This window comes from Actinomadura flavalba DSM 45200, assembly GCF_000374305.1.
Taxonomy (GTDB): Bacteria; Actinomycetota; Actinomycetes; order Streptosporangiales; family Streptosporangiaceae; genus Spirillospora; species Spirillospora flavalba.
This window is the reverse complement of sequence record NZ_KB894093.1, coordinates 426,148-442,552: the sequence shown is the minus strand read 5'-3', so window position 1 is coordinate 442,552 and position 16,405 is coordinate 426,148. Positions and strand designations below refer to the sequence as shown.

At 72.9% G+C, this 16,405-nt stretch carries 11 protein-coding genes and 1 other RNA gene; 4 read left to right on the top strand and 8 right to left on the bottom strand.

All coding sequences use genetic code 11. From position 1 onward, the window contains the following. Positions 1-4: 4 nt before the first annotated feature. Positions 5-1,945: a penicillin-binding transpeptidase domain-containing protein gene (locus C229_RS0101970; protein WP_033424024.1), complete on the top strand. Its 1,941-nt coding sequence runs from the start codon at positions 5-7 to the stop codon at positions 1,943-1,945. Between the two features lie 362 nt (positions 1,946-2,307). Then, positions 2,308-2,680, top strand: a transfer-messenger RNA (tmRNA) gene (gene ssrA / locus C229_RS33300). Positions 2,681-2,809: 129 nt separating this feature from the next. Here ssrA and C229_RS29095 read toward each other — a convergent pair. The 6 genes from C229_RS29095 to C229_RS0101940 form a co-directional block, all read right to left on the bottom strand. Next, complete coding sequence (locus C229_RS29095; RefSeq protein WP_018653395.1) at positions 2,810-3,691, bottom strand: SAM-dependent methyltransferase; 882 nt, start codon at positions 3,689-3,691, stop codon at positions 2,810-2,812. Positions 3,692-3,779: 88 nt separating this feature from the next. After that, positions 3,780-6,092: an arylsulfatase gene (locus C229_RS35675; protein ID WP_018653394.1), complete on the bottom strand. Its 2,313-nt coding sequence runs from the start codon at positions 6,090-6,092 to the stop codon at positions 3,780-3,782. Next, positions 6,089-7,690, bottom strand: coding sequence for a dipeptide ABC transporter ATP-binding protein (locus tag C229_RS0101955; RefSeq protein ID WP_018653393.1), 1,602 nt, complete (start codon positions 7,688-7,690; stop codon positions 6,089-6,091). Before C229_RS0101955 ends, C229_RS35675 begins: the two co-directional genes overlap by 4 nt. After that, positions 7,687-8,541 (bottom strand): ABC transporter permease, encoded by an 855-nt coding sequence (locus C229_RS0101950; protein ID WP_018653392.1) that lies wholly within the window; start codon positions 8,539-8,541, stop codon positions 7,687-7,689. Before C229_RS0101950 ends, C229_RS0101955 begins: the two co-directional genes overlap by 4 nt. Beyond that, positions 8,538-9,497, bottom strand: a complete 960-nt coding sequence (locus C229_RS0101945) for an ABC transporter permease (protein WP_018653391.1) — start codon at positions 9,495-9,497, stop codon at positions 8,538-8,540. The genes C229_RS0101950 and C229_RS0101945 overlap by 4 nt, the downstream gene beginning before the upstream one ends. 7 nt (positions 9,498-9,504) lie before the next feature. Next, positions 9,505-11,067 (bottom strand): ABC transporter substrate-binding protein, encoded by a 1,563-nt coding sequence (locus tag C229_RS0101940; protein ID WP_018653390.1) that lies wholly within the window; start codon positions 11,065-11,067, stop codon positions 9,505-9,507. Between the two features lie 173 nt (positions 11,068-11,240). On the opposite strand from C229_RS0101940, the gene C229_RS0101935 reads away from it, so the two are divergent. After that, on the top strand, positions 11,241-12,170 hold the full coding sequence (locus C229_RS0101935) for a TauD/TfdA dioxygenase family protein (protein ID WP_018653389.1): 930 nt from the start codon (positions 11,241-11,243) through the stop codon (positions 12,168-12,170). 18 nt (positions 12,171-12,188) lie between these two features. Here the strand turns inward: C229_RS0101935 and C229_RS32500 are convergent, their stop codons facing one another. Next, positions 12,189-13,553, bottom strand: a complete 1,365-nt coding sequence (locus tag C229_RS32500) for an extracellular solute-binding protein (protein ID WP_018653388.1) — start codon at positions 13,551-13,553, stop codon at positions 12,189-12,191. Then, positions 13,550-15,523 carry a vWA domain-containing protein gene (locus C229_RS0101925; RefSeq protein ID WP_018653387.1) on the bottom strand — a complete coding sequence of 658 codons (1,974 nt, stop codon included), beginning with the start codon at positions 15,521-15,523 and terminating at the stop codon, positions 13,550-13,552. The genes C229_RS32500 and C229_RS0101925 overlap by 4 nt, the downstream gene beginning before the upstream one ends. Before the next feature lie 218 nt (positions 15,524-15,741). Here C229_RS0101925 and C229_RS0101920 point away from each other — a divergent pair, with 218 nt between their 5' ends. Beyond that, the gene (locus C229_RS0101920) at positions 15,742-16,380 is read left to right on the top strand and encodes a Crp/Fnr family transcriptional regulator (RefSeq protein ID WP_155884548.1); all 639 of its coding nucleotides are present in this window, start codon (positions 15,742-15,744) and stop codon (positions 16,378-16,380) included. The last annotated feature ends 25 nt before the right edge of the window (positions 16,381-16,405 follow it).

The following is a 16,405-nucleotide window of genomic DNA, read 5'->3' as shown; positions in this document are numbered from 1 at the left end:
GTCGATGAACAGGCGAGCGCGGCTGCGCCGCGTCCTTGCGATGGCGTCCTGCGGGCTGCTCGTCGCGGGCGGCGCGACGGGCTGTTTCACCGAGCCGTCGGCGCTGCCGACCGTCCGCGACTTCCTCATCGCCTGGCAGGTCGGCAAGTACGACGCGGCGGCCAAGCACACCACCGGCGCGTCCCGGGCCACCGTGGCGGCGGCGCTGCGGCAGGTCGGCGTCCAGCTCGACGCCGCGTCCATGAAGCTCTCGCTCGGACTGCGCGACGCCGCCGGACGCGCCGAGAACGCCTCGATCACCAAACGGGGCGACGAGGCCGACGTCCGGTTCTCCGTCAAGATCGACCTCGGTGAGAACGGCGAACCCTGGACGTACCCGAGCCTGATGCGGCTCAAGCGGGCCGACGGCGGCTGGAAGATCGTCTGGGACCCGTCGATCGTGCATCCGCGGCTCGGGCCGGGGCAGCGTCTCGCCGTCGTCAGCGAGCCCGCCGAACGGGCCAAGATCCTCGACACGTCCGGCAGATCGTTGCAGCGCCGCGTCTCCGCCGACGTCATCGGCGTCTATCCCGGGCAGCTCAAGGAGCCCCGCACGACGATCGAGCAGGTCGCCAAGGCCGCCCGCGAGCAGGCCGGGTTCGCGCTCGACGTCGAGCGGCTGCTCGGCCGGGTGGAGTCGGCGCCGCCGCAGCGGTTCATGCCGCTGCTCACCCTGGAACGGCACGAGCAGAGCGCGCTGATCTCGCGCCTCGCGCGCATCCCGCAGGTGCAGCGGCAGACCGGCACCCCCGAGATCGGCGCGCAGATGGCGCCCGAACTCGTCGGGCGGCTCGGCCCGGCCACGTCCGAGACGCTCCAGCAGGTCGGCGCCCCCTACCAGCCCGGCGACACGATCGGGGTGACGGGGCTCCAGCTCATGCTCCAGCGGCGGCTGGCCGGCATCCCGACCGTCCGCGTCGTCGCGCAGGACATGGCGGGCAAGCACGTCCAGGTCCTCGCGACCTGGCCCGAGACGGACGCACCCGGCAACGACCCGCAGGAAGTGCGGACGACGCTCCACCCGACCCTCCAGCCGCGCGCCGACAACGCCCTCGCCGGTCTGCGGGGCCCCGCGTCCCTGATCGCGCTCGAACCGAGCACCGGCGCGGTGCTGGCCGCCGCGAACCGGGGGTCGGGCGGCAAGAACCTCGCCATGCAGGGCAGCTACCCGCCCGGCCTGACGTTCGGGATCGTCTCGGCCGACGCGCTGCTGCACTCCGGGCTGACCCGCGCGACGGAGACCGAATGCCCCGGCAGCGTCACCGTCGCCGGCCGTACGTTCACCAACCGCGCGCAGGCCAAGCGCAGCCTCGAACGGAACTTCGCCGACGGGTGCGGCACGACGCTCGTCCAGCTCGGCTCGCGGCTCGACGGCAAGGCCATCACCGACGCCGCCGCCCGGTACGGGCTCGGGAAGGACTGGGGCCTCACCGTTCCCGCTTTCACCGGGACGATCCCGGCCCCGGCGAACGAGGCCGAGAAGGCCGCGATGATGGTCGGCGAGGGGCCGCTGCGCGTCAGCCCGCTCGCGATGGCCGTCGTGGCGTCGGCCGCGCAGAGCGCCACGTGGCGTCCGCCGTTCGTCCTCACCAACCCGCGCGACGCCGAGAGCCCGCCCGCGCAGCCGCTGGACGTCGCGCCGACGTCCGATCTCCAGAAGCTGCTGCGGCGGTCGGTGGCGAGCGGCGCGGCCAAGGCGGCGAACGTCGGCGGCAGCGTGTCGGGGGTCGGCGCCGTCGTCGACTACGAGGAGGACGGGAAGAAGAAGACCGTCTCGTGGTTCGTGGGGTCTCGTCCGAACCTGGCGTTCGCGATCGCCGTCGAGGGCCGTGTCGACGCCGCGCGGCTCGCGGCCCGGTTCCTCCAGGGCACGAGCGTCCAGACGCAGACGCCGACGACCCGCTGATCGACGCCGCCACGGTTTGACGACGTCTTTACCGGGACGGCGCAACCCGAAGTGCCCTCATGCGCGTCTTAGCGGGTGACCGGGACGCTGCTCGGGGGTTGCGGCCCCGGTCACCGTGATGAGTTCAGGGCCTCGGCTCGGGGGAGGCCCTGCCATCCGGACCGGCCCGACCCTGCCGGTCCCGGCCCCGGTGGGCGCGTCCTCGCGCCCACCGGGGCGTCACGCGCTCCGGGCCTCGGAATACACGTTGGCGTCACCGGTGTTCTGCCTATATCGTCTTCGTGCGGTGGTCCTCGTCTCCGTCAACGGGCGAGGATCGCGTCGTGTGGACGCCTCGGCGGCCCACGTTGACAACTCAACATGGGGGTGACCGGCTTCGACTTCGGTAGGTCGAGCCAGGGGAAGCGGGTCGAGGGTTGCTGTCGTGACCTCGTAAATCCTGTGACAGCAAACCAATAACTGCCAACAAGAAGCAGTCCGAGTTCGCTCTCGCCGCCTGAGGCGAGTAGCGACTCTGTCAGCCCGGGTGAGTCTCCGCCCCGGGACCTGACATCATCAGGAGACTCCACCTGCACACCCGGTCGCGGGGTATGTAGGAACACCTAACAGCGACTGAGTCCGTCGGCGACACGCCTGCGTGAGCACCGGGACTGAGAAAACGCCAAGCAGGCTGCACCCGGAGAAGCCCTGACTCATCACCGAAGGACGCGGGTTCGATTCCCGCCACCTCCACTCGATCGGCACTACTCGAACATCGGCTGAACAGGTCGGTGCGAGAGTGGGCCGATGTCGCATGACCAACGGCGCTGCCGCCCTTCGGGGTGGTGGCGCCGTTGGTGTTGGTGGGGTTCTTGCCGGTGTGGGTTAGGGCTTGGTGGCTACTCCGCCCAGGAACTGGGCGGTTGTGGGCTGGGTTTCTGTTGTCGGGCGCCAGGTGGAGACGTTGACGGGGCGGGGGGCGGCGGTGCCGGGGGTCGGGGGGAGGAGGGTCAGGCCCGTGAAGAGGGTGGTGATCTCCGTGGCTGATCTTGGGTGGATGGTGGCTGTGGCGTTTTTGTAGACGTTTTGGGCTGCTTCGCTTTTTGTGGTGGGGAGGGCGTCGTCGCAGGCGTGGGTGAGGGCCAGGTGGCTGCCCGGGGGTAGGGCCTTTACGTAGTGGTCCAGTAGGTGGGTCAGGGGTTTGCCTGCTGATCTGCCCTTGTCCACTGGGTCGGGGATGAAGTGGAGGACGGCGATCATGATCAGGCCCACGGGCTTCGTGAAGTCGATGAGGGTCTGGGTCTGGGGGGCGTTCAGGATGGTGTCGGGGTCGCGGAGGTCGGCGGTGATCATGGCCACGCCCTCCTCGGTGGCCAGGAGGGCGTGGCCGTGGGCTATGACGTTGGGGTCGTGGTCCACGTAGACGACGCGGGCTTCGGGGTTCACCTCGCGGGCGACCTCGTGGAGGTTGCGGGCGGTGGGGAGGCCCGAGCCGATGTCGAGGTACTGGGTGATGCCCGCCTCGGCCATGACCCTGACCGCGCGTTGCAGGAAGGCGCGGTTCGCTTTGACGGCTTCGGGGACGTCCGGCAGCAGGGTCGCGATCTTCTCGGCCGCCTGACGGTCGATCTCGTAGTGGTCCTTGCCGCCGAGGAAGAAATCGTAGATGCGAGCGGTATTCGGCTTATCCGGTGTGACCGGGATGGCGCCCACGGGATTCGTCGGCGTCTCGTCCGATGAGGTCTCCGGCGTGCTGCTGGAAGCCATGGCACTCCTCGGCTCTGAGGAAGACAGAAGTGCCCAGTATGCAAAAGGTGCGCACTCGTCGGTAGGCGTTGTGGGGTGCGCGCCGGCGTTATTCGTAGATCTCCGTTGCCGCGCGGGTGGCTTCGTGGACGCGGCCCTGCGCGTAGGGGGCCGGGGGGCCGGGGACGTAGCGGACGTGGTGCAGGGTGCCGGTGAAGGGGAAGGTGCGGTGGCGGGTGTGGAGGGGCCAGGAGACGGGGCCACCGGCGTCCCGCGCGATGGAGATGCCCGTCCAGGGGGCCATGCCGACGAGCATGGCGACGTCGGGCAGGGCGGCCCGTTCCGTGCCGTCCGCCTCCAGGGAGACGTGCCAGCGGAACTCGGGCAGCGCCTTCAGGCGCAGGAGCAGCGTCCTCGCGGCCGGGACGGGGCCCGCGTCGAGTTCGTGCAGGGTGCCGTACGCGTTCCAGTCCAGGCGCAGGCGGCCGTCCTCCACGTACAGGACGTAGCCGCCGCCCTGGTCGCCGTGGGAGACGAGGACGCCCTCGCCGGACGTCAGGTCGGCGTGGATCTCGATGTCCACGTCGCGGAGGGCGATGAGCTTGCTGGAGCGGTAGCGCTCCAGCGTCGGGGTGCCCGGATAGAGGGTCAGCGGCCGGGACAGGGCCGACTCCGCCGGACGCCGGACGTTCAGCCGCCCCGACGCGTCGGTCAGCGGGAAGACCGTGTTGTGCCAGGCCGCGTGCTCCCAGGCGGCGGCCAGGTCGCGCGTCAGCTCGGGGTGCGCCGCTGAGACGTCGTGAATCTCGGTCGGGTCGGCGGTGACGTCGAAGAGTTGCCATTCGCCGTCGTCGTACGGGGTGCCCGGTTCGTGGAGGGTGAGGAGTTTCCACCCGTCGCGGTAGTGGCCGCGCTGGCCGCCCCACTCGGCGTACTGCTCGGGGTGCGTGCTCGGGGCGTCGGCCGAGCGGGCGACCGAGGTGAAGGCGGCGCCGTCCAGGTCGAGGACGGGGACGCCCTGCCGGGCCGCCGGACGCTCCACTCCGGCCAGGTCGAGCAGCGTCGGGTACAGGTCGGTGACGTACTGGTACTGCGTGCGCAGGCCGGTGTCGTCCGCGCCGCGCGGCAGGCCCGCCGGCCAGGACAGGACGAACGGGACGCGCACCCCGCCCGCGAACGTGTTGCCCTTGTACAGCCGGAACGGGGTGTTGGACGCCATGCCCCACCCGCGCGGATAGTGCACCATCGCGCGGGGGCCTCCGATGAGGTCCGGGTCGAGCGGGGTGTCCCGTTCCCAGGTCCCGGGCAGGCCCGCGACGTGCACGAACTGGCTGAAGTAGCTGCGCGTTCCGGCGGGGCCGCCCTCGGCCGTGCCGCCGTTGTCGGAGGTGAACACGACGATCGTGTTGTCGAGTTCGCCGTAGGCGTCGATGGCGGCGAGGAGGCGGCCGAGGTTCTGGTCGACGTTCTCCACCATCGCGGCATAGACCTCCATGTACCGGGCGAGCAGGGACCGCTGCTCGGCCGGAAGGTCCGACCAGGCGGGCACGTCCAGGCCCGGCTCGGGGTTGCGCGGGGGCAGGCGGGTGCCGTCGGGGAAGAGGCCGGACGCGATCTGCCGGGCGAAGCGGGACTCGCGCAGGTGGTCCCAGCCCGCGTCGTAGCGGCCCCGGTGGCGGGCGAGGGTCGCGGCGGGGGCGCCGAGCGGGCCGTGCATGGCGTGGTGGGCGAAGTAGAGGAAGAACGGCCGGTCGTCGCTCGCCCGCAGCGAGCGGATCATGCCGATGGCCTCGTCGGTGAGGTCGTCGGTGAGGTAGTAGTCGTCCGGATAGTCGGTGAGGTCGACGGGGCTGTTGTCGCGGATGAGGCGGTTCGGGGCGAAGAAGCTGTTCAGGCCCTCCAGCGTGCCGTAGTAGCGGTCGAAGCCGCGCTGGACGGGCCAGGAGCGGCGGCGTCCGGCGTCGTTCATCTGGGCGTCGCGGGTGAGGTGCCACTTGCCGACCATGTACGTCGCGTAGCCCGCCTCGCGCAGCGCCTCGGGGAGGGTGACGACGTCGTCACCGAGTTCGAGGGTGAGGCCGGGGAAGCCGGGGTCGGAGTTCGCGACGCTGGCGAAGCCCGCGCGGTGCGGGTTGACGCCGGTCATGAGGGCGGCGCGGGCGGGTGAGCAGACGGGCGTCGTGTGGTAGTTCGAGAACCGGTAGCCGCGCGCGGCGAGCCGGTCGAGCGTCGGGGTGGGGACCTCCGCGCCGAACGGGCCGATGTCGGAGTAGCCGAGGTCGTCGGCGAGGACGACGACGATGTTCGGCGCTCCCCGGCGCGGCGCCGGGACGTCCGGCCACCACGGTTCGGACTCGCCCGCCGTCCGGCCGACGCGGCCGGGGAAGCCGTCGTAGCCGCGCGCGTGGGGAGGAACGGTCATGCGGAGATCTCCAGGTCCGGGGCATGTCGGGAGCGCTGGGCGACGGGGTCGGGCACCGGGACCGAGTCGACGAGCGTCCGCGTGTAGGGGGTCGAGGGGGTGGTCAGGACGTCGCGGGCCGTGCCGAGTTCGATCAGCCGGCCGCCGCGCAGGACGGCGACGCGGTCGGCGACCTGATTGACGACGGCGAGGTCGTGGCTGATGAACACGCAGGCGAAGCCGTGGCGTTCCTGGAGTTCGGTGAACAGGTCGAGGACGGCCGCCTGCACCGACACGTCGAGCGCGCTGGTGGGTTCGTCGGCCAGGAGAAGGTCGGGTTCCAGCGCGAGCGCGCGGGCGAGCGCGACCCGCTGCCGCTGCCCGCCGGACAGCTCGCGGGGCAGCCGCCGGGCGTGGTCGCGGTGCAGCGCGACCTGGTCGAGCAGGTCGTGCGCACGCGAGGCCCGCGCGGCGGGCGTGCCGATCCGGTGGACGTCGAGCGGTTCGGTGATCGACTCCAGGACGGTCCGGCGCGGGTCGAGCGAGGCGGCCGGGTCCTGGTGGACGACGCCGACGCGGCGCCGGAGCGCGCGCAGCTCGGACCGGGACAGTCCGGGCAGGTCCTGACCGAACAGCCGCACCGTGCCGGACGCGGGCCGCAGCCGCCCCACGGCGACGCGCCCCAGCGTCGTCTTCCCGGAACCGGACTCACCGACGAGCCCGAGCACCTCGCCGGGCGCCACCGCCAGCGTGATCCCGTCGAGCGTCGCGGGCCGCCCCGGATGGTCGACGCGAAGATCCTCGACGGCGAGCACGGGCTCCTTCGCCGGGGCGGGACGGGCCGGGCGATCGTGCGCCTCCAGCCGGGGCACGGCCGCCAGCAGGCGCCGCGCGTACTCGGTCGCGGGCGCGGCGAACAGCCCGCGCACGTCCTGGGTCTCCACGACGCGCCCGTCCCGCATGACCGCCACCCGGTCGGCGAGGTCGGCCACGACGCCGATGTTGTGCGTGATGAGCAGCACCGCGAGCCGCCGTTCGCGCCGCAGGTCGCGCAGCAGGGCGAGGATCTCGGCCTGGACGGTGACGTCGAGCGCCGTGGTCGGCTCGTCCGCGATGAGGACGTCCGGGTCCACGGCGAGCGCGAGGGCGAGGACGATCCGCTGCTTCTGCCCGCCGGAGAACCGGTGCGGGTAGTCGCGGGCCCGCTCGGGCGGGATGCCGACGCTCGTCAGCAGCTCGGCCACGCGCGCGGCGCGTTCGCGGCGGGGCGTGCCGTGCGCCCGCAGCACCTCCCCGATCTGCCATCCGACCCGCTCGACGGGGTTGAGCGCGGTCGAGGGTTCCTGGAAGACCAGGGCGATCCGGGCACCCCGGACGCGGCGCAGCTCCTCCTCGGGCGCGCCGAGCAGTTCGCGTCCGTCCAGGGTGACGCTGCCGGTCGCGGTCGCCCCGGCGGGCAGCAGGCCCATGACCGCCAGCGCGGTGACCGACTTGCCGGACCCGGACTCGCCCACGACGGCGAGCACCTCGTCTCGTTCCAGTTCGAGGTCGACGCCCTCGACGGCGGTCGTTCCGGGGAACCGGACGCCGAGATTCCCGATCCGCAGCAGCGCGGTCACCGCGCACCTCCTCGCCGCGAGGCCAGCAGGGCCTGCGCGATCAGTTGGAAGCCCAGCACGAGCACGACGATGACCAGCAGCGGGCCGACGGCGTACAGGTTGTTGGACCCGAGCTGGCCCATCGCGTCGGCGAGGACGCCGCCGAGCGACGGCGCGGGCGGCCGGACGCCGATCCCGATGAAGTTCATGGCGCTGACGATGAACACCGCGACCGACGCCGACAGCGCGAGCTGGACGATGACGGCGTCGAGGATGTTCGGGACGACGTGCTTGCGCAGCACCCACGTCCGGGACGCGCCCATCGTCTCGGCGGCGTCCACGTAGGGCAGTTCGCGCACCTTGAGGGTGGCGGTGCGGACGAGCCGTCCGAACAGCGGCACCTCGGCGGCGATCACGACGCAGACGACGGGCAGGACGCCGGGCCCGAGGACGGCCGTGACCGCGATCCCGAGGATGACCGGCGGGAACGCGAGGACGACGTCGAAGGCCCGCTGGGTGAACACGTCCGCGATGCCGGACCGGCCGGCCAGCAGCCCGGCCAGCCCGCCGAGCAGCGCCCCGAACGGCACGGCGAGCAGGCAGACGGCCAGGTCGACGCGGACGCCGTGCAGCACGCGGGTGAACACGTCGCGGTTGACCTCGTCGGTGCCGAACGGGTGGCCGCCGCTCGCGCCGAGCAGGTTGGCGCCGGGGATCTGCTGCTGCGGCGTGTACGGGGTGAGCAGCGGCGCGAGCAGCCCGGCGGCGACCACGACGCCGACGAGGACGAGCCCGGCCAGGCCGCGCCCGTGGGTGAGGGCGCCCCGGCGGACGCGCGGGGCCTTCCCGGCTTTCAGCGCGATGTCGGTCATCGGGTGCCTCCTAGCCGGATGCGGGGGTCGAGGAGGGCGTGCGCGGCGTCGGTGAGCAGTTGCAGCACGACGAAGATCGTCACCGAGAGCATGAGCAGCACCTGGACGACGGGGTAGTCGCGTCCGGTGATGGCGCGTTCGATGAGCATCCCGATGCCGGGCCAGGAGAACGTGAACTCGATGAGCACCGCGCCGCCGAGGACGGCGCCGGTCTGGAGGCCGAGGACGGTCAGGCTCGTCGGCAGGACGTTGCGCAGCGCGTGCCGGACCAGCACCCGCCGCCGGGAGATCCCGGCGGCGAGCGCGGTGACGACGTACGGCTGCGCCAGCTCGGTGCGCAGCGACTCGGCGAGGTAGCGGGTGAGGACGCCGCCGACGGGCAGCGCGAGGCAGATCGTCGGCAGCAGCAGGTACTGCGCGGTGATGCCGGGGTCGGCGAGCAGCCCTTCGCGCGGCACGCCGCCGGTGGGCAGGACGGGGAACACGACGCCGAACAGCAGCGCCAGCGCCACGCCGAGGACGAAGGTCGGCACGGCGATGGCGAGCGTGTTGGCGCCCGTCAGCAGGTGGTCGACCCAGGGCCGCCGGGTGCCCGCCCACAGCGTCCCGAGGACGAGCGCCGCGACGACCGCGAGCAGCAGGGCGCTCGCGGTGAGCAGCAGCGTGTAGCCGAGGGCGCTGCCGACGAGCGAGCCGATGCCGCCGCCGACGATGTGCGAGCGGCCGAGGTCGAGCGTGACCAGCCCGGCCAGCCAGTGGAGGTACTGGCCGGCGACGGGCCGGTCGAGCCCCAGCTCGTGCCGGATGGCGGCGACGGCGTCGGGTGTCGCGTTGGCCCCGGCGAGCGTGACGGCCGGGTCGCCGGGGACCAGCCGCAGCAACCCGAAGATCAGCACCGAGGACACCGCGAGGACGACGGCCAGCGACGGCAGCCGGCGCAGCAGGTAGGAGGTCACGGGACGCTCACCCGGTGAGCCGGGCGTCGGTCAGGACCAGCTCGGACCGCTTGGTGTAGCCGACGCCCTTGACCTTGTCGCTGACGGCCCAGCGCTGCTCGACGATGCCGATCTCGATGAGGAACAGCCCGTCGAGCAGGTCGCGGGAGAGCGCGGCGTACGCCTGCTTGGCCTCGGCGCTGTCGCCCTTGGTCTGCTTCCAGGCCGCCTCGGCGTTCTTGGTGTAGGCCGGGGAGGAGTAGTGCGAGGTGTTCTTGAGCGCGTTGAACGGATAGGCGCTGACGGTGAGCGTGGACGGCGTGTACTGCGCCCACGAGTGGTAGGTCGTCCACAGGCCCTTGAACTTGCCGCCGATGAGCTGGGCGACGAACGTCGGCGGGTCGAGCGGTTCCAGCTTCACCTCGATGCCGATCTCCTTGAGGTTGGCCTGGACGATCTGCGCGGTGGCCTCGTACTGCGGCACCGGGCTCGCGTAGCTGTAGGTGAGCGTCGGCACCTTCTTGCCGTAGTCGGCGAGCAGCGCCTTGGCCTTGGCGAGGTCGCGCCGGTAGGTCGTGTTGAGCTTCGCGTCGTAGGCGGGGGAGGTCTTGGGCCACGGCAGGTCGGCGGGGTAGCCGCTGCCCCGGAAGACCTCGGCGATGATGCGGTCGCGGTCGAGGGCGTGCGCGATGGCCTTGCGGACGCGGACGTCCGACAGGCCCTCGGCGGTGACGTTGGTGCCGACGTAGATCTGGTTCTCGGCGCCCGCGAGCTGGATCTTCCCGAACCTGCCGGTCTTCTCCAGGCGTTCGATGTCGTGGTAGCCGATGCCGTAGGCGTAGTCGATCTGGCCGCTGCGGAGCCGGTTGGTCAGCGCGGTCGCGTCCGTGACGACCGAGATGTCGACAGCGTCCAGGTACGGGCGTTCCGGTACCCAGTAGTCGGGGTTCTTCACGAACCTGAGCCGGGCGTTCGGTGTCCACTTCTCGAACTTGAACGGCCCGGTGCCGACGTACCGGCTGCCGTCGCCGACGCCGGAGAAGGTCTTCTCGTCCACGATCGGGACGATTTCGAGGAGGTCGAAGAGGTTGCCGAGCGGATGCTTGAGCTTCAGGACGGCGGTGTGCGGCTGGTCGGTGCCGATCGACTCGATGGCCTGCGCGGTGCTCTTGAGCTGGCCGTTCCACTTGGGGTCGGCGTAGGTCCGAAGGGAGAACGCGACGTCCTGCGAGGTGAACGGGCGGCCGGTGTGGAACTTGACGTCGTCGCGTAGCCGGAGGGTGACCGTGCGGCCGTCGGGGGAGACGGTCCAGCTCTCGGCGAGCTTCGGCTTGGGCTCCAGGCGGTCGACCGGGTAGCTGACCAGGCTCTCGTAGGTCAGGCCGATGACGGTGGTGACGCCGGCGTTGGAGTTGGTGAAGAAGTTGGCGGGCACGAGGTCGGTGGAGATGCCGCCGGTGAACGTGCCGCCCTTCTCGACCTCGCCGGAGCCCTGCTGCCCGACGGCGGACGAGCAGGCGGGCAGGCCCAGCAGGACGGTGCCGGCGATCGCCCCCGACAGCAGGGTGCGACGGGACAGGGACAACTTCATGGGTGCTCCGGTGGGGGGATGCGGGAGGTGAGCCGGGGCGGGGGCGCGTCCTGGCGGGCGGCACCCGGGTGATCCGGGTGGCTTCGTTGTATATTAACCCCACTTTCCCGATCAAGTTGGTCTGATTAGGCGGAACGTTCCCACGGGCCGTCCGCCGCCACCGGAGGATGACCATGACCCAGCTCCAGACCGCGAGCACGGCCCTCGACGTGACGCGCGTCGGCGGCAACATCGGCGCCGTCGTGTCCGGCCTGCGCATCGGCGCCGACCTCGACCCCGCCGTCCTGGCCGAGTTCCGCGCGGCGCTGCTCAAGCACCGCGTGGTGTTCCTGCGTGACCAGGATCACGCCACCGACACCGACCAGTACGACTTCGCCGCCCAGCTCGGCGAGGTCACCTCCCCGCACCCGACCGTCCGCGGCGACGGCAACGCGATCCTGCCGATCGACTCCGAGCAGGGCGCCGCCAACAGCTGGCACACCGACGTGACGTTCGTCGACCGCGTCCCCGCGATCAGCGTCCTGCGCGCCGTCACGCTCCCGCCCTACGGCGGCACGACCGTCTGGGCCAACACCGTCAACGCCTACGCCAGCCTGCACCCGGGGCTCCAGGCGCTCGCGGGACGGCTGCGCGCCCGGCACAGCAACCTGTTCGACTACGCCATCGAGCGGCCGGTGACCGGCGGCGTCGACGTCAAGCAGGAGCACTACCGGGCCGAGTTCCGGCACACCTCGTTCCTCACCGAGCACCCCCTCGTCCGCGTCCACCCCGAGACGGGGGAGCCCGCGCTGCTGCTCGGGCACTTCGCGCAGTCGATCCGCGACCTGTCCTCGTCCGACTTCCGCGACCTGTACGCGCTGCTCCAGCGGCACATCACCAAGCTGGAGAACACCGTGCGGTGGACGTGGCGGCCCGGCGACATCGCGATCTGGGACAACCGGTCGACGCAGCACTACGCCGTCGCGGACTACGACGAGCACGCCCGGCTGCTGCACCGGATCACGATCGCCGGAGACGTTCCGGTCGGCATCGGCGGGGACGTCAGCACCGTGCTGGAGGGCGACGCGTCCGGGTTCTCGTCCGTCCGGGCGCCCGCCGCGTGACCCGGCGGCCCCGCCCGGTCAGGGGCAGTCCGAGCGGGGCCGCCGCCAGCCCGAGCACGTCGTGAGGTAGGGCGACAGGGTGGACGGGTCGAAGGTGCGGGAGCGGGTCAGCGCGGTGTGCAGGCGTTCGTGCAGGGCGCGGCTGAAATCGGGGTAGCGCGGCACGCGCGGGCGGGGCTCGGCCGTGGCCAGGGCTCGCGTGAGGACGGCCGCCAGGGCGCGCAGCTCGTCGCGGGTGACCTGGTCGGTGTCCTCCTCCGGGGTCGTCGCGGTCTGGCCGGGGAGGTCGGAGCAGGCGCGGACGTCGGCGTAGACCTCCTTGCGGACCGGGACGTAGCCGCCGCACGCGTAGAGGCTCTGCTGCTGGGGCGGGGCCGTCATGAACGCGATGAAGTCGCGGGCCTGGCGCTTGTCGCGGGCGTGCTTGGAGACGGCGAGGTTCTGGCCGCCGAGCGCGCCGCGGTGCGGGCCCGGGCCGTCGGTGGGGAGTTCCGCGACGCCGAAGCGGTTCCGCAGGTGCGGGTCGGTCTTCAGGACGGGGAACGCGTACGGCCAGTTCCGCAGGAACAGCGCGTGGCCCTCGGCGAACGCCTGCATGCTCGTCGCCTCCTGGTACCGCGCCGACGCCCGCAGGATCACACCGGCGCGGGCGTCGTCCAGGAGGCGGGTCAGGCCGCGGGCGCCCGCGTCGTCCAGGTGCAGGCGCTCGCCCTGGACGGTCAGCGCGCCGCCCGCCGCCCAGATCGCCTCCATCGCGTTGACGGTCAGGCCCTCGTAGTCGTCGAGCTGGGTGACCAGCGGCGCGGCGCCGGCGGCGGGCAGCCGGTCCAGGTTCGCGCGCGACGCCAGGCGGCGCAGGTCGGCGTAGGTGCGCGGCGGGGCGTCGCCGACGATGTCCCTGCGGTAGTAGAGCAGGCCGACGTTGCTGGTGAACGGCACCGCGTACAGGCGGCCCCGGGCGTCCAGGCCGGTGCTCCACGCCTTGGGCAGGAAGACCGACGGGTCGAACGCGCCCGCCGGGATCGGCTCGACGAGCCCGGCGTCGATGAACTCCGGCACCCACACGACGTCGAGGCTCAGCACGTCGTAGGCGCAGCTTCCGGCCTGCTGCGCGGCGAGCATCTGCGCGTGCTCGGCGTTGGTGCCGCCGGGGATCTCGACCAGCCGGGCCTGCGGGCCGTCCGGGTGGCCCTCGTTCCAGCGGCGGACGAGTTCCTGGCGGCGGCGCCCGGGGTTGAGGTCCTCGCCGGTGGCCATGACGATCGTGTCGTCGCCGGACCGGGGGCAGCCCTGCCCGTACCGCCGCTGGTCGGGGACGACGACGAGCGCCGTCGCCGCGAGCACTCCGGCCAGCGCGGCGGCCAGGACGGCCCGGACGCTCATCGCCGTCCCCCGCGCAGGTCGGTGAACAGGCGGCCGATGAGCTGGTCGGCCTCGGGGAACGACGCGTCGAGGCAGGTGGCCCGCACGCGGGGTTCGCGGACGAGCGCCCGCACGTCGGGCTCGCCGCACTGGCGCCCGCCGATGGCGAGGAAGACGACGCGGGGCGTCCCGCCGTCCGGCGCGGCGATCCGGTCGCCGAGGGCGGCGGCGGACAGGCCGCCGGGCGCGCTGTCGTAGCCGTCGGTGAACACGATGATCGCCGGATTGACGCCCTTGCCGCGCAGTTCCTCGGCGGCCTGGCCGATCGCGGTGTAGAGCGGGGTGTGGCCGCCCTCGGCGCGGTCCAGCCCGGCGAGCGCGCGCCGGACCGACGAGCGGCGCGCGGCGTCGACCGGGCCGGGCTCGACGTGCCGGCGGGGTTCGGCCGACGACGCCGACCGGCCCCACGGGAACGACCAGAGCCCGACCGAGTCGGTGGTGCCGAGCAGGGACAGGGCCTGCGCGGCGAGTTCGCGGGCGCGGTCGAGCCGGGAGGAGCGTCCGATGACGGGTTTCTGCATCGAGCCGGACTGGTCGACGACGTACGCGGCCGTCACCGGGGGACGCGCGCGCGGGTAGTCGCGCAGCGCGGCGCGCAGCCCGGCCGCGTCGAGGCCGCGGACGCCGACCGTCGCCGCGATCCCGGTGGGGCGGCTGTCGGAGGTGCGGCCGTCGGTGTCGCGGAAGCCCTGCGCGCGGAGGCGGGCGTCGCCGAACCAGTCCCGCAGCCGGTCGATCATCGCGTCGCGGGCGCGGTCGACCTGGTCGCGCCAGGTGACCTGGACGAACCGGTAGTCGAGGCTGCCGCCGCGCGCGGGCCGCAGCGGGACGTAGGACCGGGCGGGCGCCGACACCGGGAACGCGCAGTCGGGGCCGAGCGGTTCCCCCTGCTCGTAGGCGCGCCAGGCGTTCTCGGGGACGACGACGGCGACGGCGGGGTCGCGGTCGCGGCGCAGCGAGCACAGCAGGTCGAGGACGTTCGCGCGGGGCGTCCCGGCGGATGCGATCTTCCCTTCGAGTGCGGCGCGGGCGCGCGGGTCGCGGGTCTCGCGGTACAGCTCGGCGGTGGCGAGCAGGCCCGTCTCCGACAGGTCGGGGTCGGGCCGGGCGACGGTCAGCCCGGCGCGTTCGGCGGCGTCGATGAGGGAGCCCCAGGTCGGCGCGGACGGGTCGGGCAGGGTGCCCTGGACGCGCGGCGTGAAGTTGGCGGGGACGGCGAAGACGAGCGGCGAGGCGGCGATGGCGCCGCGGTCGCGCAGGGCGACGTCCGGGGCGGGGTGCTCGGTGACGTGGTCGACCTCGGCCCGCGAAGCGGGTATCCACACGTCGGGCTGGGGGAGGAGCAGCGGCGTGACCTCGCCGGACGTGCCCTCGGCGGCGGGCCGCCGCCAGCCGTCGCGGAACGCGAGCCCGACGTCGGTGAACGACGCGGCGGGGAACACCGTGACGTTCACCGGGCGGCAGGCGCCGTCGGTCTCGCGGGCGGCGAACGCGGCGACGCTCTCCTGGACGGCGTCGCGGTTCTCCGGTCCGGTCAGGACGCGCAGCTCGATGGGCGGGCGGCAGGGGGCGCGGTCGTCGAAGGCGGGGGCGCGCACGGCCAGCGATGCCGCCGGGTAGGCGACGGCGGCGGCGACGGCGAAGGCGGCCACCGGGGCGAGGACGCGGCGTCCGGGGAGCGGCACGGCGGGCCTGCGGCGGGGGAGGCGGCGGGCGGCGGCCCGGAGCCGGGCGGCGGAGCCGCGCAGCGCCCGCGCGCCCGCGCCCGGTAACGCCCCGACCGCCCGCTCGAAGTCGTCGAGGAACAGCCCGACGAGCCCGGCGACGACGGAGACGACGATCAGCGCGAGGCTCGTCGGCAGATTCAGATCGAGAATGTTCGAGGCGATGGCGACCGTGGAGGCGGCGGTCAGGCTGACCGTCGCGGCCACATAGCGTGGCCATTTCGGACGTCCGGAATCCGCGTTTCTCCGCCGGTCGTCTGCCACTGGTCGCTCACACCCTCGGGGTCGTCCCTCGCGCCGCGCGCATTCGCGGGCGGTGAGACCATGGTCACCGTATACCGGAGTCATCTGTGTGACGAAAGACCCGCATCCGACGCCTTCTCGCGGTGCCTTTCTCGCCACACCCGGAGGTCGGAGCGGAAGACGTGGACGGTCTGCTTTCGGAGAAGTTCGTCCGAGAGGGCGTGGAATGCCGTTTCCGTCCGGGTGCGGTGCTGCTGCGCCAGGGCGATCCGCCGTCGCACGTCCTGCACCTGTCCGCCGGGCGGGTCAAGGTGACGCGGCTCAACAGCGACGGCTCCACGCTGCTGCTGGCGGTGCGCGGTCCGGGCGAGCTGCTCGGGGAGATCGCCGTCCTCGGCGGGACGGGCCGCTCGGCGACCGTCACCGCCGTCGATCCCTGCCGGGCGCGGACGCTCCCCGCCGACCGGTTCCGCGTGCTGGTGCGGGAGATCGGCGCGGAGGGCGAGCTGCTGGCGCGGGCGATGCGCCGGATGCTGGAGAGCGAGGCGTGGCGCGCCGAGACGGCCGCGCTCCCGGCGGGGCCGCGCGTCGTCCGGGCGCTGCTGCGCCTCGCCGGACCGGGCGACGGACGGCTGGAGGTCCCGCTCGGCCAGGCCGAACTGGGCCTGGCGGCCGGACTGGCGCGCGGGGTCGTGGCGGCGGAACTGGCCGTGCTGCGCAAAGCCGGGCTGGTCGTCACGGAACGGCGCCGCGTGCTCATCGCCGACGCGGCGCGACTGCGCGCATGGCCGAATCGGGACAGCTCGGTGTCTGATTTCTGACACAGCGGCGCGGACGCGGGGCGCA

Bases quoted from the DNA above. Each gene is read 5' to 3' on its own strand.
- C229_RS0101970 (WP_033424024.1), top strand. From the start codon at position 5: ATGAACAGGCGAGCGCGGCTGCGCCGCGTCCTTGCGATGGCGTCCTGC.
- C229_RS29095 (WP_018653395.1), bottom strand. From the start codon at position 3,691: ATGGCTTCCAGCAGCACGCCGGAGACCTCATCGGACGAGACGCCGACG.
- C229_RS35675 (WP_018653394.1), bottom strand. From the start codon at position 6,092: ATGACCGTTCCTCCCCACGCGCGCGGCTACGACGGCTTCCCCGGCCGC.
- C229_RS0101950 (WP_018653392.1), bottom strand. From the start codon at position 8,541: ATGACCGACATCGCGCTGAAAGCCGGGAAGGCCCCGCGCGTCCGCCGG.
- C229_RS0101940 (WP_018653390.1), bottom strand. From the start codon at position 11,067: ATGAAGTTGTCCCTGTCCCGTCGCACCCTGCTGTCGGGGGCGATCGCC.
- C229_RS0101935 (WP_018653389.1), top strand. From the start codon at position 11,241: ATGACCCAGCTCCAGACCGCGAGCACGGCCCTCGACGTGACGCGCGTC.
- C229_RS32500 (WP_018653388.1), bottom strand. From the start codon at position 13,553: ATGAGCGTCCGGGCCGTCCTGGCCGCCGCGCTGGCCGGAGTGCTCGCG.